Origin of the sequence: Micromonospora sp. NBC_01412, from assembly GCF_045040215.1 — a bacterium.
Taxonomy (GTDB): domain Bacteria; phylum Actinomycetota; class Actinomycetes; order Mycobacteriales; family Micromonosporaceae; genus Micromonospora; species Micromonospora rubida.
The window spans coordinates 3,871,447-3,893,231 of the sequence record NZ_CP109528.1 but is presented as its reverse complement, the minus strand read 5'-3'; the positions used below and the strand labels follow the sequence as shown (position 1 = coordinate 3,893,231).

General features: G+C 72.6%; 17 protein-coding genes and 1 pseudogene. 6 read left to right on the top strand and 12 right to left on the bottom strand.

Annotated features, from left to right (window positions below; translation table 11 throughout):
• Positions 1-31 precede the first annotated feature (31 nt).
• Positions 32-1,069, top strand: a complete 1,038-nt coding sequence (locus OG617_RS17955) for a hypothetical protein (protein WP_405103249.1) — start codon at positions 32-34, stop codon at positions 1,067-1,069.
• Positions 1,070-1,118: 49 nt separating this feature from the next.
• On the opposite strand, the gene OG617_RS17950 is transcribed toward OG617_RS17955, so the two are convergent.
• Positions 1,119-4,175, bottom strand: a complete 3,057-nt coding sequence (locus OG617_RS17950) for an AfsR/SARP family transcriptional regulator (protein ID WP_405103247.1) — start codon at positions 4,173-4,175, stop codon at positions 1,119-1,121.
• A 192-nt stretch (positions 4,176-4,367) separates the two neighbouring features.
• Here OG617_RS17950 and OG617_RS17945 point away from each other — a divergent pair, with 192 nt between their 5' ends.
• On the top strand, positions 4,368-5,222 hold the full coding sequence (locus OG617_RS17945) for a hypothetical protein (protein ID WP_405103245.1): 855 nt from the start codon (positions 4,368-4,370) through the stop codon (positions 5,220-5,222).
• A gap of 208 nt (positions 5,223-5,430) precedes the next feature.
• Here the strand turns inward: OG617_RS17945 and OG617_RS17940 are convergent, their stop codons facing one another.
• The 3 genes and pseudogenes from OG617_RS17940 to OG617_RS17930 form a co-directional block, all read right to left on the bottom strand.
• Entirely contained in the window at positions 5,431-6,807 is a 1,377-nt protein-coding gene (locus OG617_RS17940) for a M23 family metallopeptidase (protein WP_405103243.1), read from the bottom strand.
• Positions 6,808-6,933: 126 nt separating this feature from the next.
• Positions 6,934-7,368: a hypothetical protein gene (locus tag OG617_RS17935; protein WP_405104140.1), complete on the bottom strand. Its 435-nt coding sequence runs from the start codon at positions 7,366-7,368 to the stop codon at positions 6,934-6,936.
• Between the two features lie 100 nt (positions 7,369-7,468).
• Positions 7,469-7,726, bottom strand: a pseudogene (locus tag OG617_RS17930) (S8 family serine peptidase); the annotation flags it as partial.
• 730 nt (positions 7,727-8,456) lie between these two features.
• Between OG617_RS17930 and OG617_RS17925 the strand changes: the two are divergent.
• Positions 8,457-9,188: a helix-turn-helix domain-containing protein gene (locus tag OG617_RS17925; RefSeq protein ID WP_405103241.1), complete on the top strand. Its 732-nt coding sequence runs from the start codon at positions 8,457-8,459 to the stop codon at positions 9,186-9,188.
• 121 nt (positions 9,189-9,309) lie between these two features.
• Here OG617_RS17925 and OG617_RS17920 read toward each other — a convergent pair whose 3' ends face one another.
• Complete coding sequence (locus tag OG617_RS17920) at positions 9,310-9,783, bottom strand: hypothetical protein (RefSeq protein ID WP_405103239.1); 474 nt, start codon at positions 9,781-9,783, stop codon at positions 9,310-9,312.
• Between the two features lie 239 nt (positions 9,784-10,022).
• On the opposite strand from OG617_RS17920, the gene OG617_RS17915 reads away from it, so the two are divergent.
• Both OG617_RS17915 and OG617_RS17910 read left to right on the top strand, forming a co-directional pair.
• Positions 10,023-11,288 carry a sensor histidine kinase gene (locus tag OG617_RS17915; protein WP_405103237.1) on the top strand — a complete coding sequence of 422 codons (1,266 nt, stop codon included), beginning with the start codon at positions 10,023-10,025 and terminating at the stop codon, positions 11,286-11,288.
• Positions 11,285-12,517, top strand: coding sequence for a S8 family serine peptidase (locus OG617_RS17910; RefSeq protein WP_405103235.1), 1,233 nt, complete (start codon positions 11,285-11,287; stop codon positions 12,515-12,517). Before OG617_RS17915 ends, OG617_RS17910 begins: the two co-directional genes overlap by 4 nt.
• 14 nt (positions 12,518-12,531) lie before the next feature.
• Here the strand turns inward: OG617_RS17910 and OG617_RS17905 are convergent, their stop codons facing one another.
• From OG617_RS17905 to eccCa, 7 genes are all read right to left on the bottom strand, one after another.
• The gene (locus tag OG617_RS17905) at positions 12,532-12,936 is read right to left on the bottom strand and encodes a hypothetical protein (RefSeq protein WP_405103233.1); all 405 of its coding nucleotides are present in this window, start codon (positions 12,934-12,936) and stop codon (positions 12,532-12,534) included.
• Positions 12,933-14,252, bottom strand: coding sequence for an alpha/beta hydrolase (locus OG617_RS17900; RefSeq protein ID WP_405103231.1), 1,320 nt, complete (start codon positions 14,250-14,252; stop codon positions 12,933-12,935). The genes OG617_RS17905 and OG617_RS17900 overlap by 4 nt, the downstream gene beginning before the upstream one ends.
• Positions 14,243-15,532, bottom strand: coding sequence for a WXG100 family type VII secretion target (locus OG617_RS17895; RefSeq protein WP_405103229.1), 1,290 nt, complete (start codon positions 15,530-15,532; stop codon positions 14,243-14,245). The genes OG617_RS17900 and OG617_RS17895 overlap by 10 nt, the downstream gene beginning before the upstream one ends.
• A gap of 4 nt (positions 15,533-15,536) precedes the next feature.
• Positions 15,537-15,860 carry a hypothetical protein gene (locus tag OG617_RS17890; RefSeq protein ID WP_405103227.1) on the bottom strand — a complete coding sequence of 108 codons (324 nt, stop codon included), beginning with the start codon at positions 15,858-15,860 and terminating at the stop codon, positions 15,537-15,539.
• Positions 15,861-15,988: 128 nt separating this feature from the next.
• Positions 15,989-16,291, bottom strand: a complete 303-nt coding sequence (locus OG617_RS17885; protein ID WP_405103225.1) for a WXG100 family type VII secretion target — start codon at positions 16,289-16,291, stop codon at positions 15,989-15,991.
• A 27-nt stretch (positions 16,292-16,318) separates the two neighbouring features.
• Positions 16,319-16,669: a WXG100 family type VII secretion target gene (locus OG617_RS17880; RefSeq protein WP_405103223.1), complete on the bottom strand. Its 351-nt coding sequence runs from the start codon at positions 16,667-16,669 to the stop codon at positions 16,319-16,321.
• 192 nt (positions 16,670-16,861) lie between these two features.
• Complete coding sequence (eccCa, locus tag OG617_RS17875) at positions 16,862-20,812, bottom strand: type VII secretion protein EccCa (protein ID WP_405103221.1); 3,951 nt, start codon at positions 20,810-20,812, stop codon at positions 16,862-16,864.
• Between the two features lie 200 nt (positions 20,813-21,012).
• Here eccCa and OG617_RS17870 point away from each other — a divergent pair, with 200 nt between their 5' ends.
• Positions 21,013-21,777, top strand: a complete 765-nt coding sequence (locus OG617_RS17870) for a WXG100 family type VII secretion target (protein ID WP_405103219.1) — start codon at positions 21,013-21,015, stop codon at positions 21,775-21,777.
• Positions 21,778-21,785: the final 8 nt, after the last annotated feature.

Below are 21,785 nucleotides of genomic sequence, written 5' to 3'. Positions count from 1 at the left end.
TCGCGATCGTGATCAGGTGCCGAGGAGTACGGTGAGCCACCCCCAGCCCCCTTACGGGCCGCAGGATCCATACCAGCCGAACCAGGAACCGCCGACGGCGCCCGTGCCACAGTGGCCGGCCGATCCGACCGCACCGCTGCCCCCACCGCCCGTGTCCGGTGCGCCGTACGCGCCGCCGCCGGTCTCCGGTGCGCCCTACCCGCCGCCGGTGTCGGGGGCGCCGTACCCGCCGGCCTCCGGGTCCCCGTACCAGCAGCCGCAGGGCGGGTTCACGCCGTCGCCCGCCCCGGATCCGGCATACCAACCGGGTGGATACCCGCCGCCGCCCGCCCCGGACGCGGCGTACCCGCCGGTGTCCGGCACGCCATACCCGCCCACCTCGGGATCGCCGTACCCGCCGTACCAGCCGGGCGCCGCGCCGGGCGGCCCGGGCTACCCGCTCGGCCCGGTCCAGCCGAAGAAGAGCAGCAAGAAGCCGATCATCATCATCGCGGTCATCGCGGCGGTGCTCGCCCTGCTCTGCTGCATCGGCGGCGTGGTGGCGCTCGTCAAGGGCGTCGACGAGGCAGCGAAGGAGGCGGAGCGGCAGCTTCCTGGGCCCGTGGAGACCACCGCCCCGGGCGGCCTGCCGACCGACCGCCCGTCCTCGTCGTCGACCCCGGCGGACGGTGAGACCTTCAACCTGAAGGCCGGCCAGAGCCTGGTCATCACCGACGACGAGGGCACCCTGGAGATCACGGTGCTACGGTTCCGCACCTCGACCAAGGGCTGCAAGGCGTACTCGCCCGCCCCCGACAAGGGTCTCTACCTGATCGCGGACGTCACCGCGACGGTGAAGAAGGGCAACATGTCGATCAACCCGTTCTACTTCCAGTGGGTCGCCGACGACGGCACCACCGAGAACGGGATCGCCGGCGCGTTCGCCGGCTGCGGCGACCTGCTCGACTCCGGCGTCAACCTGCGGGAGGGCAGCAAGCGCACCGGCAGCGTCACCTTCGACGTGGCCAACCAGAACGGCGCGATGGAGTACCGGCACAAGCTGGAGGCCGCCGGCTCCTGGAAGCCGTAGGGCCGATCCGCGTAGACCCGATCGCTGAAGGGCCGAGCGGCCCCAGACCTCAGGGGTGCCGCTCGGCAGGCGCCGCGCGGCCCGGGGCGGTCTGACCGACCACGAGTGGGGCGGGCCGGAACGACTGCGGTCTGGGCGGCCCGGCGGTGGCGGCCAGCTTGGCCCGGGGCCGGTCGGCGTCGGGGTGGCGCAGTTCGTCGAAGATTGCCGACGCCGCCCGCCAGGCCCGCCGGGCGGCGGCGAGGTCGCCGGCCGCGCGCTCGGTGTCGCCGAGGTTGTCCAGCACCTCCGCCTCGTCGTACCGGTCGCCCAGCTCGCGGTGCAGCGCGAGCGCCCGCCGGTAGCAGTCCGCGGCCTGCCCGTGGTCACCGCGCCCGTGGTGGACGTAGCCGAGGCTGTCCCAGGTCAGGGCGGCGCCGTGCCGGTCGCCGTTCTCCTCGTGCAGGCGCAGGGCCGCCCGGCAGCAGTGCAGCGCCGGCCCGGGTTCGCCGAGGCGGGCGTGCAGCCAGCCCAGGTTGTTGAGCGCCTTGGCCTGCCCGACCCGGTAGCCGGCGACCCGGTAGAGGTCGAGCGCCCGCTGTGTCTCGTCGAGCGCCGCCCGGTGCCGGCCCTGCCGGGCCAGCACCCAGCTCACCCCGAGGTGCGTGTGCGCCCGACCGGTGTCGTCGCCCAGTTCCCGGTAGAGCTCCAGGTCACGGCCGTAGTGCAGGTGCGCCCCCCGGTGGTCGCCCAGCCAGGTGCAGGCGATGGCCAGGCCCCGGTGCGCCAGGGCCTGCCCGGCCAGGTCGCCCCGGCGCCGGGCCGCCACCAGGGCGGTGCGGTGCGCGGCTGCCAGCTCGGGCCAGTGCCCACGCCGGTCGAGGTACGTGGTGAGGGCGGCGGCCAGCATCCACGCGTGCCGGTCCAGGCCGGTGCCCGCCGCCTGTTCCACGGCGGCGAGCAGGACGTGGTGCTCGGCCGTGAACCAGCCGGTCGCCCAGGCGTGGTCTGGCCGGTCGCCCACCGTTACCCCCTGCTCCGGCGCCGGCAGCGTCGCCGGCCGGGCCAACCGGTACGGGTCGAGCAGGTGGTCGGCCGCGTGCGTGGCGTGCAGGTAGTGGTCGAGGAGACGGCTCCGGGCGGCTGCCCGCTCGGCCTCCGGCTCGGCCTCGTGACACAGCTCGGAGGCGTAGGCGCGGAGCAGGTCGTGCATGGCGTACCGGCCGGGGACGCGCTCGGTGAGCAGGTTCGCCCGGGCCAGCCCGGCCAGCACCGGGCCGACCCGGGACAGGGGCAGACCGGCCAGGCTGGCCACCGCCGGCCGCGCGACGTCGGGGCCGGGGTGCAGACCGAGCAACCGGAACAGCCGGGCGGACTCGGCGTCCAGCGCCCGGTACGACCAGGAGAAGACCGCCCGGGCGTCGGTCGCGGGGTCACCGGTCTCCAGCGCGGCGAGCCGGTCCGCGTTGGTGTCGCGCAGTTCCGCGGCGAGGGCGGCCAGCGGCACGTCAGGCTGGCCGACGGCCCGGGCGGCCACGATGGCCAGCGCCAGCGGCAGGCCGGCGCAGCGCCGCACGATCTCGTTGAGCGCCGCCGGCTCAGTGCCGGCGCGACCGCGGCCGAGCCGGCGACCCAGGAGTTCCCGCGACTCCGCGGGCGCGAGCAGGTCCAGGGTCACCGGACGGGCCCCGTCGCTGACGACCAGCCCGGTGAGCCGGTTGCGGCTGGTCACCACGACCAGGCTGCCCGGTGATCCCGGCAGCAGGGGCCGTACCTGCTCGTCGTCGCGGGCGTTGTCGAGCAGCACCAGCACCCGCCGGCCGGCGAGCAGGCTCCGGAACAGCGCGGACTGCCCGGGCAGGTCGGTGGGCACCCGTTGGGGCGGCACGTGCAGCGCCGCCAGGAAGCCGCGCAGCGCCTCAGCCGGCGGGACCGCCCGGCCGTCGAGGTCGAACCCGCGCAGGTTGACGTAGAGCTGCCCGTCCGGGTAGCGATGCGCGATCCGGTGCGCCCAGTGCACCGCGAGGGTGGTCTTGCCCACCCCGGCGGTGCCGGCGATCGCGGAGATCACGACCGCCCGGCCGGCGCCGTCCCCGCCGCCGGCGTCGCCGGTGCGGGTGGTGCCGTCCCCGGCGGCGGGATCGCCGGGCAACAGGGCGTTCAGCTCGCGCAACGCCGCCGTCCGCCCGGTGAACCAGACCGGCTCGCCGGGAAGCTGCGCCGGGGGCGGCCCGACAGGCTGGGGCGCGACGGCCCCGGCGGAATCCGGCCCGGGCTCGGCAGAATCCGGCGTGGTGGGCGTCGGCCCGGGGGTGGCGGAGGTTGTCGAGCCGGCGGGTCGGTCGGGCGCGGGCGACGGGCCGGGGCCCGGCGGTACGGTCCGGGCCGGCACCTGGCCCCGCAGCACCCGCAGGTGCGCCTCGGCCAACTCGGCACCCGGCTCCACGCCCAGCTCGTCGACGAGTTGACGCCGGGTCTCGGCGTACAACCGCAGCGCGGCGGCCTGCTGGCCGCAGCCGGCCAGGGCAAGCAGGTACCGGGCCACCAGCGGCTCGCGCAGCGGGTGGGCGGCGACCAGGGGGCGCAGGGAATGCGCGACCCCGGTGCACCGGCCGAGGCCGAGTTCCACGGCGGCGAGCCGCTCGTGGGCGGCCAGCCGCTGCTCGTCCAGGCCGGCGGCGGCGGTGGCGACGAAGGCACCCGCCGCGCCGGCCAGCGCCGGCCCGCGCCACAGCGCCAGGCCGGCGCGCAGCAGCCGCGCCGCCTCCACCGGCCGGCCGGCCGCCTCCTCGGCGCGGGCCTGCTCGACCGCCGCGGTGAACTCGGCCAGGTCCAGCTCCGTCCCGCGCACGGTGAGCCGGTAGCCGCCGCCCTGGGTGACCAGCAGGCCGGCCGCGCCCTCGGCGCGCAGGGCCGCCCGGATCCGGGAGACGCAGACCTGCACCTGGGTCCGGGCGGTGGCCGGCGGGTCGTCCGCCCAGAGCGCCGCCACGAGCTGCCCGGCGGAGACCAGCCGGTCGGCGTCGAGCAGCAGCAGCGCGAGCACCGCGCGTTGCTGGGGACGGTCGATGGCGAGGATCCGGCCCCCGGCGGTGACCTGGACAGGACCGAGGACGGACCACCGCATGACGTTCCCCACCAGTCGTGATCGGACGGCCCAAGTCTATGGACGGGACCGTGTGGAGTGGCCGGAGGCAAGCCGTCGGATAGCAGACGCCAAGCGTGGCCGCCCAGGCTTCCCCCAGCCGCCGGCGACGGACCGGCGGAGACGGGCCGGTGCCAGCGCGCCGGCCGTCCGGGGTGGACAGGGAGATCGGCAATGCGAGCAATCACGGGACGTGGCGTGCTGACGGCGGTCGTCGGGGCGGCGGCGATGCTGGGGGCAATCGGCGGGGCGGCACCGGCCTCGGCGGACCCCGCCGGGCTGGAGACGGTCTCCCAGTCGGCGGCCGAGAGCAGCCTGGACAAGTCGGCGCTCGCATCGTGCCCGGCCGGCAAGGTGGTCACCGGGGGCGGCGGCTTCCTCACGGCCGGGTCGGCGGCCGACGGCCGGGTCGGGCTGGACCGGCTGGAGCCGCTGGCGAACGGCACCGGCTTCTTCGCAACGATGCGGGAGGTGGGCCCGACGAACTTCACCGGCGACTGGGGGCTCCAGGCCCTCGCCCAGTGCGCCACCGCACCGGCCGGCTACCAGGTCGTGGCGACGACCGGGGCGGTCGGTACGGAGTTCGTCACGGCCAGCTGCGGGACGAAGAAGGTCATCGGGATGGGCGGGCGAATCAACAGCGGCCTGGGCGACGTCGTGCTCGACCAGGTGGTGCCGTCGTTCGACCTGACGTCGGTGACCGTCCGGGCGGTCGCGGTGCAGGGCACCTCGCCGACCGGCTGGAGCGCCACGTCGTTCGCGGTCTGCGCCACCGCGCCCGCCGGGCTGGAGCGGATCGTGGTGACGGGGACCAGTTCGAGCGACCCGCAGAGCACCCACCTCAAGACCTGCCCGGCCGGCAAGGCGCTCTACAGCGCGGGGGCCGACATCAACGCCGGCAACGGTCAGGTGCTGCTCAACGCAATCAACATCACCTCGGGCACCACCGTGCGGGTGCGGGCGACCGAGGACGCCGACGGCTTCGCCGGCACGTGGAGCCTCAACGGGTACGGCATCTGCGGTAGCTGACCGGTGGGTCCGGGTGCCGCCGGCGGTGGCGGCACCCGGACCGGCTCGGTGGCGGCCGGGATCGGCCACGTCGACCGGCGCCGTCGGGGACGTGGGGGGCCCGCCTGCCTGGCGATCCGATCCGGTATCCGGTATCCGGTGGGACCCGGGCCGTGGTCGCCAGGCAGGCGGTGTCGGACCGTACGGTCCGGGCGTGCCGAGGTGGCCGTCAGACGGTGTAGAGGATCTTCACCCCACTGTTGCTCGTCGCCGAGACGGCCGTGCCACGGACTCCGGAGCTGAGGTTCCGCCAGCCGCTGTTGCTGGCCGCCTCGTGCACCGTCCCCCCGGCCACGGTGTAAACGATCTTCACACCGTTGAAGTTGATCGCCGCCAGGGCGTCGGCGCTGACCCCGGAGATCCCGGAGTTGAGGTTCCGCCACCCGTTGCCGCTGGACGCCTCGTGCACCATCCCACCGACCACGGTGTAGACGTACTTCACGCCGTCGAGACTGATCACGGCCAGGGCATTGGCGCTGACCCCGGAGACGCCCGTGTTCAGGTTCCGCCAACCGCTGTTGCTCGCAGCCTCGTGCACCGCCCCGCCGACCACGGTGTAAACGATCTTCACGCCGTTGAGGTTGATCGCGGCCAGGGCGTTGGCGCTGGCCCCGGAGATGCCGGTGTTCAGGTTCCGCCACCCGTTGCCGCTGGACGCCTCGTGCACCATCCCACCGACCACGGTGTAGACGTACTTCACGCCGTCGACGTTGATCGCGGCCAGGGCGTTGTTGCTGACGCCGGAGATGCCGGTCCAGAGGTTGCGCCACCCGGTGTCGCTGGACGCCTCGTACACCCTGCCGCCGTTGACCGTGTAGAGCAGCTTGTTGCCGTTGAGGACCATGGACGCGGTGGCCGAGCCGGTGATGCTGTTGACCGGCAGCATCTGCCAACCGCTGTGGCTGCCGGACTCGTACACCTGGCGGTTGGCGGCGGCCTGCCCACAGTTCTGGCTGGTCATGTTCCGGGCCGGCGAGGTGGGGCCGGAGATGTACAGCGGACCGGTGGACGGGCTGCCGTCGGAGGTGATGCCGGAGGCCACCCCGTTGAAGTACGACTCCGTCTTGACGCCGTCGCGCACCTGCTCGTAGTGCAGGTGCGGGCCGGTGGAGTTGCCGGTGCTGCCGACCCGGCCGATCTGCTGGCCGGTGGACACCCACTGCCCGGCAGCGACCATCGGCGCCTCGATCATGTGCAGGGAGAGTGTCCGCCAACCGCCACCGTGATCGATGATCACGTACCATCCGCCGCTGTTCCCCCAGCCGGCGAACGTGACGGTGCCGCTGTACGAGGCGAGGACCGGCCGGCCGTTGCTGGCCCCGCCGGTGAAGGTCATGTCGATGTCGTAGTCGTCGTGGCCGTAGTAGGTGGCCAGTCTCCAGGTCTCGCCGCAGGGAAGCGGCATCTGGAAGTTGGGCCGGGGGCCAGCGGCCTGGGCCGGCGTGGCCACGGCAGCGGTGGTGCCCACGACCGCGAGCACCGAGGCGCCGGCGGTCGCGAGTGCCAGGCAGGCCGACGTGAGGACCCGGGCGAGTAGACCCGTCATAGAGGAGTTCCTCCGAATAGGACGCTGAGGTAGAAGGATGTCGATCCTACTGTCCCCCGTCGGAGCCTCCCGTCGGACGCTCCCACCCGGCAATCCGGGTGGGAGCGTCCGGGTGAGCGCTAGCTGTTACCGGAGCTGGTAGGCACGGGTCACGGTCTGCTCGACGGTGTTGCCGTCAGCGTCGGTGGCCTGCACCCGCAGCGACACGAACCCGTTGGTCGCGGCCAACTTCGGGTGCCGGACGGTGGACTCGAACTGTCCCGTCCGCTTCCGGTCGACGTCGACGGACTTCCAGGTCGCGCCGTCGTCGTAGGAGACCCACAGCTTCGCGTTCCGTACCGCCGGCCCGGACAGCCCGTTCGGGTGCCGGACGGTCAGGCCGATGTCGAACCGGGAGTCGGCCTTGGCCCGGTTGTTGAGGTCGACATCCACGTCGTAGTCGACCGACAGCATCGGCATGATCTGCCGGGTACCCGCGCTCTGCGAGTGGAACGTCCAGGCAGTGTTGACCTTGGTGGAGGTCGTCCACCAGGGGTCTTCCCGCGCCACGTCGAGCGTCACCCGGTACTCGGCCCGCTCCGGCAGGGCCGGGAAGGCGAACCCGGGCCCGTTCGCGAATCCGAGGTACTCCGGGAATGAAGCTCCGGCTGTCGGCGATCCTTCCGGTGAGGTCCGGGTGACTCGGGTCGACTCCGGTGTCCAGCACCGCGACCTTCACCCCGGCGCCGTCGTAACCCGCCGCCCAGGCGCCAGGCGCGCCGATCTGGGGCACGCTCACGTCGAGCAGCGCCTTGGCCTTGGCATCCAGCCAGACCCGGTCGATTCCACCGGCGAGCTGGGTCCGCGCCGTACCCGCCAGCGGGCCATCGTCGTCGATGGCCTCCCAGAACACCTCCGCCTGCTTCTTGTCCGCAACCATCGCCGCACCGTTGATGCTGGTCAGCGGCTGGAGCATCTGGCCGCCCGAGGGGGCCGCCGCACGTGCCGCGACGCCGTTGCCCCGGTAGCGCACGATCAGCGGGATCGACCCCGTACGGGCGTCGTCGTACCCCTGCTCGATCAGACCAGTCACGTTGAACAACCGCCGGTCCAACCGCCCGGCGGTGATCAGCGACTGAGCCTCCTTGGGCAGGACGTAGATGTCCTTGCCGACGGTGGTGATGGTGGTTCTTCCGTTCGAACCCTCGTGCCCGTTCACTGCCACCGCAGTCGGCTGGTTCGCGCCGCTCGTCACCGTGACGACATCACCGGTTAGCAGGGTGACCTGCTTGGTCGTCTGCGCCGACCCGGGGACCGTGGTCACCCCGCCTTGAGTGGCCTTCGGCTGCCCGTGGGCTGCCGCACCGCCGCCCGTCGCGACGAGCGCGGCAGCGACGGTGGCGCCGGGCAGCGTCCGTCTACGCCATACCCGCGTTTCATGGACTCCCATCTATAGACGCGAGAGCGCCTAGTGATCAAACAGCCTGGTCAATGTCCGGCCGGCGGCGCTACGGTGCAGCCTGGCGAGCACCAGACATGTCGGGTCTTCGCCACACACCGGCCGGGGGGCCGCCCGGCTGCCCGATCCCACATGCCGAGTACCGGGTCAGCGGGCCGATGGCGGTAGCCGAGACTGGTACGGCGCAAAACAGCAGGTGGGAGGGGGCGAGATGCTAGGTGGGTTCGGCATTGACGAGCGCGAGGAGGCGGTCTACGCCGAGATCCTCCGCCGCCGTCAGACAACCGTCACCGAGGTGTCGGACGCTCTCGGCATCGTTCCCGCGACCGTCAGCGACTGCCTGGCCAAGCTCGTCTCACTCGGTCTGGTCACTGGCCATGACAACGGCCTGCACACGCCATACATCCTTAGCCCCGATCTCGAAACCTTCAGCAGGTTCGCGCCGACGTACCGCTACGTCTACGAACGCAGCGCCTTTGACGACTCCCGAGTTTCCGAAGAGATCATCGGACTCCTGAAGAGCGGCTACGAGATCAGGATCGCGGATGCCCTACCGAACAAGATGATAGTCATCGATCGGCACGCCGTCCTCCTGCCGATGCGGGCCGACCAGACGAGCATGCACCCCGGTTTCCTGCTGATCCGTGGCGAGTCTCTGGTCCGGATGCTGGTTGACCTGTTCGAGCGGGTCTGGGCGGCGGCAACACCGCTCCGGGTCACCGCCGCCGGCCTCGCCGACGGCGCACAGGCCATGGACGAGGTCGATGTCCTCCTGCTCACGCTGCTGCTGTCCGGGCTGCCGGACAAGACCGTCGCCGGGCGGCTCGGCACCAGCGAACGCACGGTGCAACGCCGGCTACGTCGCCTGATGAAGCTGACCGGAGCCAACAGCCGGATGCAACTCGGCTGGTACGCCGCCCGATCCGGTCTCATTCCGCTCTGACGACCAACCGCCCGGCTTGGATGTCGGGAAAGGCCGGGACTCCTCCCGGTTGGCTCCTGACCAGATGGCGCGCGATTTCGAGATCTCCACGGCGTGCCCGCACCGCTGGCTCAGGCGACAGTCAGTGGACCTGATGGACCTGATAACGGCGGTCCAGGTCGAAGGTGATGCCGGTGATCTCGTCGATGACGGCCCAGACGAAGTCCTCGTCCGGCCCCCACGCCGGGAAGGTCAGCCCCTGCTCGACCGGCAGTGGGGCACCCTCGTTGACCACGGGTTCCCCGTCGGCGTAGACGAGACGCCGGGCCAGGGTCTGCCCGTCGTGATAGGTGAACCCGTAACTACTGCTGACGCTGGAGAAGACGACCGACAGCGCCCGGTGGCCGGTCAGGTCGATCTCTGTCGTCACGTACACCAGGGATGGGTCCCACAGCTCGTGCCACCGCCCGGTCCGGGCCGTGTAGACGACGTCGTGTCGCAGGCCCGAGGTCGCCTCGTCGCCGTGGACCTCTTCTCCGGTGGCCGTCGCGGCGGTGGTCAGCATGGCGAGCGGATCGTGGTCGGCGACGAAGACCGCGGAGGTGTTCCAGCCCATGGCGCACAGGCTACGCAAGCTGTTGTTGAGGGACGATCGCGGGCTTGCTGATCTCGCCCGATCGGGGTCCGGACGCTCTTCGGCGTCGACCCGGGTCAATGGGCGGTCAGCTCTTGCTTCAAAGGTCAAATGTCGGGAAAACTGGCCACGATCCCCGTGTGGGCCAGTCGCGACGCGCGGTCCGTGATGTGACAAGGAGCTGGCACGTGGGCATTGGTCGGCGCAGCGCGGGAGGGTCCGTGACAGTCGGCAGCGTCGCCGTGCCGGGCATGATGTTCGCGCTGCTGACCCGCGCCGCCATGGTGGGGGCAGCGTCACCGCGCCAGCGCCCGATGTGGACGCTGGCGGCCTCCGCGCAGGATCTCGATCCGGTCGGCGACACCGCCGGCGCCCTGCTGCATCGGCAGACCTCGCGCTTCCTGGTGCTCGGTGCCCTGGCATACCGGGTGTGCGTCCTGCCCGTCGCCCTGGGCCTGCTCGTGGTGCACGGGGATCCGCTGGCACAGGTGACTCTGCTGCCGGTTACGGCCCTGCTGCTGGCCGCCAACGTCGCGGCGATTGTCACGGTCCATCGGCGGTCGACAGTGGACCTCGGACGGGCACGCGGCGCCGTGCTGGCCGACCTCGCCGTGGCGTATGGGGTGAATGTGGGGGCGAGTGCGGTGGTACCGCACACCGAGGTGTTCTGGGCGTACCTGGCCGGTGTCGTGGTCCTGGTGACCGGCGCGTACGGCGTGGTCGGTGGCGTCCTCGCAGTGCTGGTGTCGATGCCGGTACAGCTGGCGATGGGCGCGTTCGGTGCCGCCGCTGACCGGGGAGCGCTCGCCGGCCGGGTCGGGTGGCTCGGATTGGCGGTGGTGGTCACGTTGACGGCGCTCGTGGTCTGTGGGCTGAGTCTGCACCTGGCCATGTCGTACGGGATCCGAGCTGGTCGGGAGGCCGAGCGGGTCCGGTGGCTGCGGTCGCTGCACGACACGGTGTTGCAGACCATGGAGGCGATCGCCCTGCACAGCGCGGCGGATGAGACCTCGCCAGCGGCGCAGCTCGCCGAGGTGCGGGCCACCGCCAGGGCCCAGGCCGCTCGGCTGCGTCAGGCGCTCGACGAGCCCGGTGGCGGCAACGACAACCCGCTCGCCAGTGGGTTGGCCAGACTGGTCGAGGAGCTCGCGGGACGCGGGCTGCGGGTGGAGCTGGCGGTGGCGGCCGACGCCGGCAGTCGGATGTCCGGCCCATACCGGGACGCGGTCCTCGGTGGGGTACGGGAGGCGCTGGGCAACGTGGCCAAGCACGCCGGAATCGGTGACGCGGTGGTCCGCGCTGACGAGGAGAGCAGCGCCCTGGTCGTGGTGGTCCGTGACCATGGCTGTGGCTTCGATGTCGTCGGCCGACCCGGGTTCGGCATCCGGGAGTCGATCGTCGCCCGGTTGCGCGAGGTCGGCGGCAAGGCGACCGTGGAGTCCTGGCCCGGCCGTGGCACCCGGGTAACCCTGCGGGTGCCGGCATGATCCGCCTGGGCCGGCCCAGGCGTGGCGCCGGCGCGGCGGCCCGGCCGGGTCCGACTGGCTCACGGCTCGTTCTCGGCGCACTGGCGGGCCTCGTCGGCGCGCTGGCCGGGGCGCTGCCGGTAGCCGCCGCGCCGGCCGGCTGCGCCAAGCCGGTGGGAGTGCACACCGCCGGCAATCCGTGGGCGACGGAACTGCTCGGGCCACGCCGGGTGTGGCCGCTGAGCACGGGTTCCGGGGTGCGGGTCGCGGTGCTCGGCACCGGCGTCGACGCCCGTAACGCACAGTTTCGTCCAGGTCAGGTCGAGGATGGTCGGGACGTCCTGCTCAACAAGGACGGGGCCACCGACGACTGTGACGGCCGAGGTACGTTCGCCGCCGGCCTGATCGCCGCCCGGCCACACGACGAGACGACCTTCGCCGGTCTGGCTCCCGGCGTGTCCGTGCTCCCGGTTCGCTACACCCAGACCACCAGGCAGAACGACGGGGCCGTTGACCCCGGCCGACTCGCCGCCGCCATCGACTTCGCGGTCGCCGCCCGAGCCCGAGTGATCTACGTGGTGCTACCGGCGATCAGGAACACCGCCCAGTTGCGGGCTGCCACCGCGCGAGCGATCGCGGCCGACATCGTGCTGGTTTCGCCGGCCGCTTCCGGCGTGCGGGCCAAGGGTGCGACCAGCTACCCGACCGCGCTACCCGGGGTACTGGCGGTCGGTGCGTTCGGGCCGGACGGCGCGGCGACCTCCACCGAATCCGGGGACTACATCGGGGTGGCCGCCCCGGGAAGACAGCTGCTGAGCCTCTCCGCCGGGGCCGACGGTCGACTGGGCCACTCACCCACGGTTGACGATCCGGCCTATGCGGCGGCGTACGTGGCGGGCACTGCCGCGCTGCTGCGGTCGTACCGGCCGGAGCTCAGCACCGCCGAGGTGGTGCGGCGGATCGAGTCGACCGCGCACCGAACCGCAGTCGACGGGCACCATCCGCAGCTCGGCTGGGGAATGGTGGACCCGTACCGGGCGGTGGCCGCCGAGGGGGTCGAGGATCCGCCGGCAGCCGTGGGCGCGAGTGCGCAGCCGGTTGCCGCGGCCCGGGCGAATCCCGGTGCCCAGGTGGACCCGTGGGTGCTGCCGCTGGCGTTGGCGGGACTCGTGGCGGCGCTGCTGCTCGGGATCGGTACGGCCGTGGCACGTCGAGGCCGGGACCGCGGTTGGCGTCCAGGCGGCTGCTGACCGGCCCGCCGCTGTTACGGCGCCTCGGTCGGTACGCAGGGGCTGGAGCCGCCCACCACCACATCGCCGGTGCCGTCCCGGGAGATGTGTACGCCGAGGTTCGTCCCGTCCCGCTGGAACTGGTAGGCCACCTCGGCCTCGCCGCCGCGGTCGGTGGCTCGCCAACCGTCCGCGCTCAACTCCGGCACCACCTCGGTCAGCAGAATCTCGGCGGCACCGGGCGGGGCGGGAAGCCGCAGGTTGTACTCCCAGCGCACCGACTCGCTCGGCACGCCGGCAGGCCGGAACGGGTCGCAGTCGAGCTGTTCGTCGCGGCTGATCCGGACGTCGGCGCCGAACCGCGCGGCAATCCCGTCCAGCACGGCCCGCAACGGCCCGGCCACGGCGACCAGCGGCGCGAAGTCGATCGGCTCGGTCACGGCGTCGACGGTACCGTCACGAGCGGACCACCGGTGAACACCTGATAGATGTTCCACCACGCGTCACTGTGGTAGGTCAGCACGTCGGAGTGCGCGGAGGTGCCCTCCAGCGGTCGACCGTCGGCGTAGTTGCCGGTCTCCAGCCGGACCACCCCCGGGAACTCGTCGGGGTCGGCCCCGTGCCCCCAGTTGCCGATGTTGATGTCCCGGACCCAGGCGATCGGATCGCCCGGCGCGGTCATCGAGTAGCGCTGCACATCGGGCTGGACGGGACGCAGGTCCTCCGGGCCGTCCACGCGGTGGCCCATGCCCGCCGACTCGATGTGCAGGATCCGGTCGGCGTCCAGGCCGTGCTGCTCGGCGGTCCCGACCACCGCGCCGCCGTACGAGTGGCCGGCGAAGGTGACCTGCACGTCGTTGCCGGCTGCGGCGGAGCCGGCGATCTCTGCACGCAGTTGGCCGGAGAAGTCGGCGAGTCTGGGCCCGAGTTCGTCGGCGAAGCGGGCCGACGGCGCCTGCGGGAACAGGTTGGACGGCAGGTCACCGTCCATCCAGACGACCATGGCCAGGTCCCGGCGGGGGGCGGCGTCGACGAAGCCGAGCGCGCCGTCGTGGTACCGCTCGAAGTTGGCCAGCTCGGAGGTGGTGCCCGGGACGAACACCGCGACGTTGCGGGTGCCGGCGTCGATGTCGCCGACCAACTCGACCATCGATCCGTCACCGGACGGGTCGAACGAGAGGATCTTGCGATTCTCGGCGATGACGCTCTCGTACAGTTCGATGCGCGCCTGCGACTTGGCGATGGTCTCGCGCAGCCGATGGTCGACGGCCTGGTCCCCGGTGAGCTGGGCCTGGTAGCCGGCGAGGCGCTGCCGTTCGGCGGCCAGCTCGGCGGTGACCGCCGACCGGTTGGCCTCGATCCGGGCGCCGAACGGGGCGGTGCCGGCGGGCGCGGCGGCCCCGGCGGCGGCCAGCATGGTGCCGCCGGCCAGACCGCCCAGCAGCTGCCGGAATGCCTGGCTCGCCTGGGTGTCGCCCTGCCGGTAGTTGCTCACCGTGGCGGTCACCCCGGTGGACAGCCGCCGGGTCTGGGTCGCCGCCGACTCCAGCTCGGTGCCGCTGAGTTGCAGGCTGTTGCCGTGCGCCTGCATGGCCCGTTGGGATTGCGGCATCAACCCGAACGCGTTGCCGTCGATGGCCGGCGTGGTGAGCTGCCCGCGAATGGCGTTCAACCGGTCGGCGCTTCCGGTGAGCTCGGTCGCCGCGGTGTCCAGGGCGCTCGGAACGGCCCGGAATCCGGCGGTGGTCACCTCCATGACCGGCCGCCCGGCTGGCCCGACTCAGACTCCTCACCGATCACCGCCGGCGTCACCACCGACTGCTCGCCCCACACGTCCTCGGTCTCGACCAGCCAGGGCGGGATACGCCGGCCGCCGGCCCCGTCGCCCCCGCCCATCGGGGCGAAGGGCATCGCCGGCATGAAGCCGCCGCCCATGCCCTTCGCCGCAGCCACCCCGGCGGCGGTCCCCGCGGCTCCGGCGAGCCCGCTCGCCGTCGCGCCGCCGGCCTGACCGGCCAGGGACTGGTTCGCCACCGGCGACAGGTCGACGCCGCTACCACCGCCGACGCCTCCGCCTCCGCCACCCGCCCCGCCGGCGGATATCCGGGCGCCGCTGCCGGCGGCGTCCTTGCTGTTGGCCGTCGCCACCGGGGCGGTGCCCGTCTTCTCCGTCTTCGGCTTGGCCCCCAGGGCAGGCGGCACGGTGGAGAACCGCCCGCCGAGCGCGGCGGCGGCCGCGGCCAACCCGGCGGTGAACATCGTGCCGAACAGCGGCCGGGGTTGGGTTACCGGCGGCACCTGGTTCGGGTCGGTCGGAGCCTCGTTCGGGGGTGTCTCGGCCGGTACGGACGGCAGGTCGCCACCGGGCTGCGGCACCAGCGGCAGGGCTGGCGTGACCGGCGGTGGCTCCTCGATCGGCGTGCCGGTGGCGGGCCGGGCGGCGGCGCTCGGGGTGACCGGCATCGCGTCCTCGGTGGTGACGTATCCGGTGGCGAGGGTGGACATCACCTGCACCGCCTGCAGGTGTGCCGCGTTCGAGGCGACCTGCGCCTGCTGCTGGGCCCGGACCTCGGTGGCCGCCTCGGCCTGCTGCTGGCGGAGCGCGTCGACCGTGGCGGGCGGAGTGTCCGCAGGCACGATCAGCGGCGTCGTCGCGGCGGCGATGACGGAGGGGGCGAGGTCGGGTACCGCGACCGGGGCGGGCATCGCCTTCTGGGCCGTGCTGAGCGCCTCGGCGGACGCGTGGGCCAAGTCCCGTACCGAGAACGCGGTGTTGGCCACCTGCCGGATGCCCGAGGCCAGGTCGTTGATCATCGTCTGGTACTGCCGGGCGGCGCCGCCGTCCCACCACTGCTCGAAATGGCGGAGCTGGCGTTCGATGTCGCCGGCGCGCTCGTGCAGCGCGGTGCCGGCGGCCGCCCAGCCCTCCGCCGCCTCGGTCGCCGATTCCGGTCTGCCGGCGTGCAACATCTGCGCAAGTTGCTGATGGCTGTACTGGCTGAAGTCGGTACGCGCCCGACCGCGTCCACGCGACATCGTGTCAGTCCCTTCCGTGGGCCCGGAAGGACGTGGCGACGCCGGTGTCATGTTCGGCGTACCCGTCCGCGATCATGCGGGTCACGTCGTTGGCGAAGGCGATTGCCTCCCGCACGCTGTGCAGCAGTTCATGCATCTGCTCGGCGGCGGCCCGGTGCCGCTCGACCAGCGACACCGCCTCGCCGAACTCGCCGAGCAGTACCGGCCGGATACGCAACTGGCCGAGGCCGTCCGTCGGCCTGCGCATCGCCTCTAGTTGGTCTTCCAACTCGCGGGCGAACGCCAGCAGCGATTCGAGGTGGACCCGGAAGGACTCCTCCTGGGACATCGTCGCGCTCTCCTGTCTCGGAGCTCGGCTGAGAACAACGCCGACCAGCGGGCGGCGGCCAGCGGGGGCGGCGGCGTCGAGTGGGAGCGGATCCCGCCCTCACTCCACGCCGCCGCCGATCGCCCAGCTCAGGCGAAGAAGCTGGTGTTCCGGTTCTCCAGCGCCAACTGGGTGTCGTGCGCCTCGTGCACCTTGCCGGAGAACTGACCGATCACCGCGATGATGTCGGCCAGCGCCGCCCGCAGCCGCGTCTCGGACTGCTCCGCGGACTGACCGGCGGTGCTGCCGGAGGCGTACCAGGTCTGCTTGATCGGGGCCAGGCTGCTGTGCAGCTGGTCCATGTGGCCGTTCAGCGCCTGGGCCTTGACCTGCAACGAGTCGGCGGCGGCACGCAGCGCGGCGAATTCGACGTTGATCACATCGGCGGACATCTCACATCACCCCTTTCCGGGCAGGGTCTAGGCACCAGCCAGCCGGCTGAGCACGGCGCCGCCCTCGCCCACGGCGCCGCTGAGGCCCCGCAGGGAGTCGGCGGCCGTCACGTCGCCGGTGTTGTAGTTGCGGAAGCTCTCGTTCACCAGACCGGACATGGTCTGCAGTTCTCGTGAGGCGGTCCGCATGCTCTCCTGCAGCCGGCCTTGCAGCTGCCAGAAAGCGGTGGCCTGGTTACCGGCGTACCGGCTCAGTACCGATACGAGTTCGCTCTCCAGCTCGGACATCGTCCGAGCCGCGTTGGTGGCGGCTTCGTCGAACCCGCTGACCGCTCGCGTCATCGCGGCGGCATCACTCTGGTATCCGGGACTGGCCACGTCGGGTCACCTCCTCTTGGCGGAGTCGCGCGCCGACTCGCGGCGCCGTACACGCTGCGGATGCTATGCAGTCGTCACCCATCGTTAGTACGGCACAAGTACCCGCCGCGTACACGGCACTATTACCCACACGGCTTCGGTGACGGTCGATGACTTTCCGTGCCGACCGGCCCTGAGCAGGGCGGGTTCGGATCAGGCCGGATCGGTCTCGGTCCAGGCGACCTGCACCAGCGAGACCCCGGTACGCCGGTCCACCAACTGCCCGCGTCCGGGCGGCTGCTTGCTGGCCTTGACGTCGGCCAGCAACGCGCCCTCGTCGCGGGAGCCGGAGAGCAGCAAGCCGGGCGTGCCCAGGTCGCGCAGCCGCTGCACGACCGGCTCGAACAGGCTGCGGCTGGCGCCACCGGAGCGGCGGGTGATCACCAGGTGCAGGCCGACGTCCTTGGCCTGGGGCAGGAAGTCCAGCAGGGGCGCGAGCGGGTTGCGGCTGGGTGACACCACCAGGTCGTAGTCGTCGACGAGGATGAACAGCTCGGGGCCGGTCCACCAGCTCCGGTCGCGCAGCTGGGCGGCGGTCAGGTCCGGGCCGGGCAGTCGCCGCCGCAGCCCTTCGGCGGTCTCGGCGATGAGCTGGGTGAGCACCGGCTCGCTGCCGGCGTAGCCGAGCAGGTGCGGGCCGGTGAGCGCGTCCACCAGCCCGCGGCGGTAGTCGGCGATGATGATGGCGGCGTCGGCCACCGGATAGCGGGCCACGATCTGTTGGGCGATCACCCGCAGCAGGCCCGTCTTGCCGGACTCCACGTCGCCGAAGGCGATGAAGTGCGGGTCGGCGTCGAAGTCCAGATGGGCCGGTCCCAGGTCCGCCTCGGCCAGCCCGATCGGGATCCGCCGGTCGCCGGGGACCGGGCCGGGCAGGTCGGCGGCCGGCACCAGCCGGGGCAGCAGCCGTACCTGGGGCGCGCGGGGGCCACGCCAACTCGCGTCCACCTGCTTGACCAGGTCACCCGCGCCGTCCGGCAGGTCGGCGACCGAGGTGCCGCCGTCGATGCGGGGCAGCCCGCCGAGAAAGTGCAGCTTGTCGGCGGTGAGCCCGCGCCCCGGTACGCCCTTCGGCACGCTGGCCGCGGCCCGCCGGTCGTACGCCGAGTCGGCCGGGTCGCCGAGGCGCAGCTCGACGTGGGTGCCGATCAGGTCCCGCAGTGCCGGCCGGATCTCCATCGCCCGGTTGGCCGACAGGACGACGTGCAGGCCGAACCCGAGGCCACGGGCAGCGAGGGTGGTGACCGACTCGTCCAGCGGCTCGAACTCCTGGCGCAGGGTCATCCAGCCGTCGATGACCAGGAACACGTCGCCGAACGCCCGCCCGTCAGGGCTGGGCGGGGGCCGCCGGCGGAAGTCGGCGATCGAGTCGATGCCGTGCGCGGCGAACGACCGCTCCCGCTCGGCCAGCAGGCCGGTCAGCTCGGCGATCATCCGGCGGACCCGTTCGGTGTCCATCCGGTTGGCGTAGCCGCTGACATGGGGCAGGCCGGACAGGCCGGCCAGGCCGCCACCACCGAAGTCGAGCAGGAACAGCTGCACCTCGGTCGGGGTGTGGGTGAGCGCCAGCGCGGTCACCAGCGTACGCAGCAGGGTGCTCTTGCCGCTCTGCGGTGCGCCGAGCACGAGCGCGTGCCCGGCTGCGCCCGACAGTTGTGTCCACAGTAGATCCCGGCGCTGCTCGAACGGCTTGTCCACCAGCCCCAGGGGCACGGTGAGCTGGCCGTTGCCGGCCCAGCCGACCGGTGTCAGGCCGCGCTGCGGGTCGATGCCCAGCGGCGGCAGCAGCTGGTCGAGGGCGGGCGGTTCGGCCAGCGGCGGCAGCCAGATCTGGTGCGCGGCGGGCCCGTTGCCGAGCAGCCGGCCGATCATCGCGCTCAGCACCGTCTCGCCGGTGGCCGGTGCGGCGCCGGGGCCGCCCGCCGGGGCCGGCGCGCTCGCCGGGTCGGCCAGTGCCAGCGGGGCGAGCCCGAACGGCAGGACCCGTCGCCCGTACGGAATCTCCTCGGCCACGGCCGCCGTCTGCTCGGGCGGCAGTTCGCCGGAGACGTAGGCGGCCTTGAACCGTTGCAGGGTGGTGGTGTCCCACTTCAGGTACGCCGAGCCGGGCACCGACGGCAGTTCGTACGCGTCGGACACCCCGAGCACCGCCCGGCTCTCCGCGGCGGAGAACGTACGCAGCCCGATCCGGTAGCTGAGGTGGCTGTCCAGACCGCGCAGCCGACCCTCCTCCAGCCGTTGCGAGGCGAGCATCAGGTGGACGCCGAGACTGCGCCCGAGCCGGCCGATCATCACGAACAGGTCGATGAAGTCGGGCCGGCTGGACAGCAGCTCGCTGAACTCGTCGATGATCACCAGCAGCGAGGGCATCGGTTGCAGTGCCGCGCCGTCGGTCCGGGCCCGCTCGTAGTCGCGTACCGAGGCGTAGTTGCCGGCGGCGCGCAGCAGCTCCTGGCGGCGGACCAACTCGCCGCGGAGCGCGTCGGCCATCCGGTCGACCAGGGTCAGGTCGGCCGCGAGGTTGGTGATCACGGCGCAGGTGTGCGGCAGGTCGGTCATGCCGGCGAAGGTGGCGCCGCCCTTGAAGTCGATCAGTGCGAGGTTGAGCGTCTCCGAGGAGTGCGTGGCGGCGAGCCCGGTGACCAGGGTCCGCAGCAGCTCGCTCTTGCCGGAGCCGGTGGCGCCGATGACCAGCCCGTGCGGGCCCATACCGCCCTCGGCCGACTCCTTGAGGTCCAGGTCGACCGGCCGCCCGTCGGGATCCACCCCGATCGGGATGCGCAGCCGGTCCCGGGCCGACCGGGGCCGCCAGGTGACCGCCGGGTCCAGCCGGCGCGGGTCGCCGATGCCGAGCAGGTCGGCCAGGCCGAAGTTGGTGGACAACGGCTGGTCGCTGGCCACCGGTGTGCCGGTGTGCAGCGCGGTGAGTTGCCGGGCAACCACCTCGGCGCCGGCGACGCTGAGCCGGTCCGGTACGCCGACCAGCGCGACGCCGTCCGGGGTGCGCATGCCGAGGCGACCCTCGGAGATCATCAGGTCGAGGGTGCTGGCGCCGCCGCCGGGCCCGCCGCCGATCTCGAGGATGGTGGTGCCTGCCAGCCCGCCGGGTGGGTCCAGGCCGGCGTCGGGCAGCGTGCCGGCCCCGTCGAACAGGATCAGCAGGTGCGGCGCCTCGGGCCTGTCCCCGGGCCTGAACGGGCCACGGGCCGCCGGGGCGGCCGGGTCGTCGGCGAGCAGCGCGGCCAGCTCGGTGAGGGTGGGTGCGGCCAGCCGGGTCGGCCCGCTGGCGTCGGCCCGGCCCGGGTGCACCGCGTGGGGCAGCCACTTCAACCAGTCCCAACCATCCTGCCGGTCCGGTCCGACGCAGGCGGCGACGCGCAGGTTGTCCGGGGAGTGGAAGGTGGCCAGGTGGGCCAAGAGGGCGCGGGCGAGGTCCAGGATCTCGGGGCGGTCGCCGGTCAGGGTGACCCGCTGGAACGAGCGCAGCGACACCGCCACCGGCAGCTCCCCTACCGTGGCGTAGGTGCGGATGAAGTAGCGCAGCGAGGTGGACGACACCGGGTCGAGGTCCTCCAGCGGTGCGGTCTGCGGCGCGCGCAGCGCCGTGGCCAGCCGCTGCGGCCCGGTGCCGACCCGAACCCGGCCGAAGTCGGGATCGGTGCGGGCCCGCTCCCAGAGCCGCTCGGTGCCGGCGAACGACCACAGGTCGGCCGGGTCGGGCAGCGCCGCCAGGGCCGCCTCCCGCTGGCGGACCGCCACCTCACGGACCTGCCCACGCAGGCCGCTGAGGTATCGCAGGTAGTCGCGTCGCTCGTCGTTGATCTGCGCCTTCTTCGAGGCGCCGCCGCGGGACAGGCTCATCACCAGCATGCCGACCATGGCGCTGATGTACAGCGCGCCGAAGACCCAGGTCATCGCCCCACCGGACCGGCCGATGTAGACGAACGACATGGCGCCCATGCCGAGCATCATCGGCAGCATGAACATCAGTTGCATGCCGCCCTGGCCACCGCCCCTGGGCAGGGCTGGCGGAGCCTGCAGCATGATCTCACCACGCGGTGGTTCGGGCAGCATGGCCCGACGACGGTAGGTGTCGACAGACATCCGGCAGTGCCTCCTCGGCCCGACGAGCTCGGTGACCCGTGGTCACTTTCACGGGGCAGGTCGTGGGTAGTTTTGCCGTTTAAGGGCTCGCGCGCACCAACCTACGATGACCCGCAACCATCCGGAAGCCGCCTCAGGGCGGTGGAGCTGCCCGGCCCGATGTGGCGCGGGCCGGGCGATCTGGCGGGAAGGTGCCAACGATGACGACAGGCTCGTCTTACAACGTGCGGCCCGATGCGGTACGCGGAGTGGTCGGCAACGTCGTCGGCATTCTGCTCCAGGCGTACAGCACGGTGATGGAGCTGGAGCAGTTGACCGTGGCGCCGACGTCGTTCGCGAAGCTCGGCTCGCCGGTCGCGTCGGCGAACATCACGATGCAGGGGCAGGTCGTCGGCACCATGCGGACGCTTCTGCAGGTGCTGCAGGAAGTCAACGACCTGGTGCACCGCAGCGCCAACGACTACGACGACGCCGACCGGGCGGTCGCCGCCGCGCTGGGCGGGTCGCCCGCCGGCACCGGTGCGTCGACCGGCGCGGAGCCCGGCGCCGCCCTTGCCGGCTACGCGATCAACGACAGCGCGGGTACGGCGGGTGAGCCCGGGTCGGTCGGCAACGTGCTGGACTACCTGGGCCGGGCCGGTCTCGGCGAGCTCTCTGCCCGTCCGCTGACCGATGTGACGTTCCACGACGCGCGGGACTTCGCCGACTGGCTCGACCGCAGCCCCGCCAACCAGGAACGGGTCGGCCTGCTGGCGGTGTACGCGGGCAGCGGGCGGGACGTGTCCGGCCTGGTGCACCCCGGCGACGTGGTGGTCGTGCAGCCGTTCACCGGTGACGGTGGCCCGGTGATCGGCGTCGCCGGCGCGAACGGCCAGCTCTACAACCACGGCGCGGTCGGCTCGGCGGCGGAGTTCGGCCGGGTCCGGGTCTACCGGCCGATGACGGACGCGACAGCGCTGTGGTGAATCCCGAC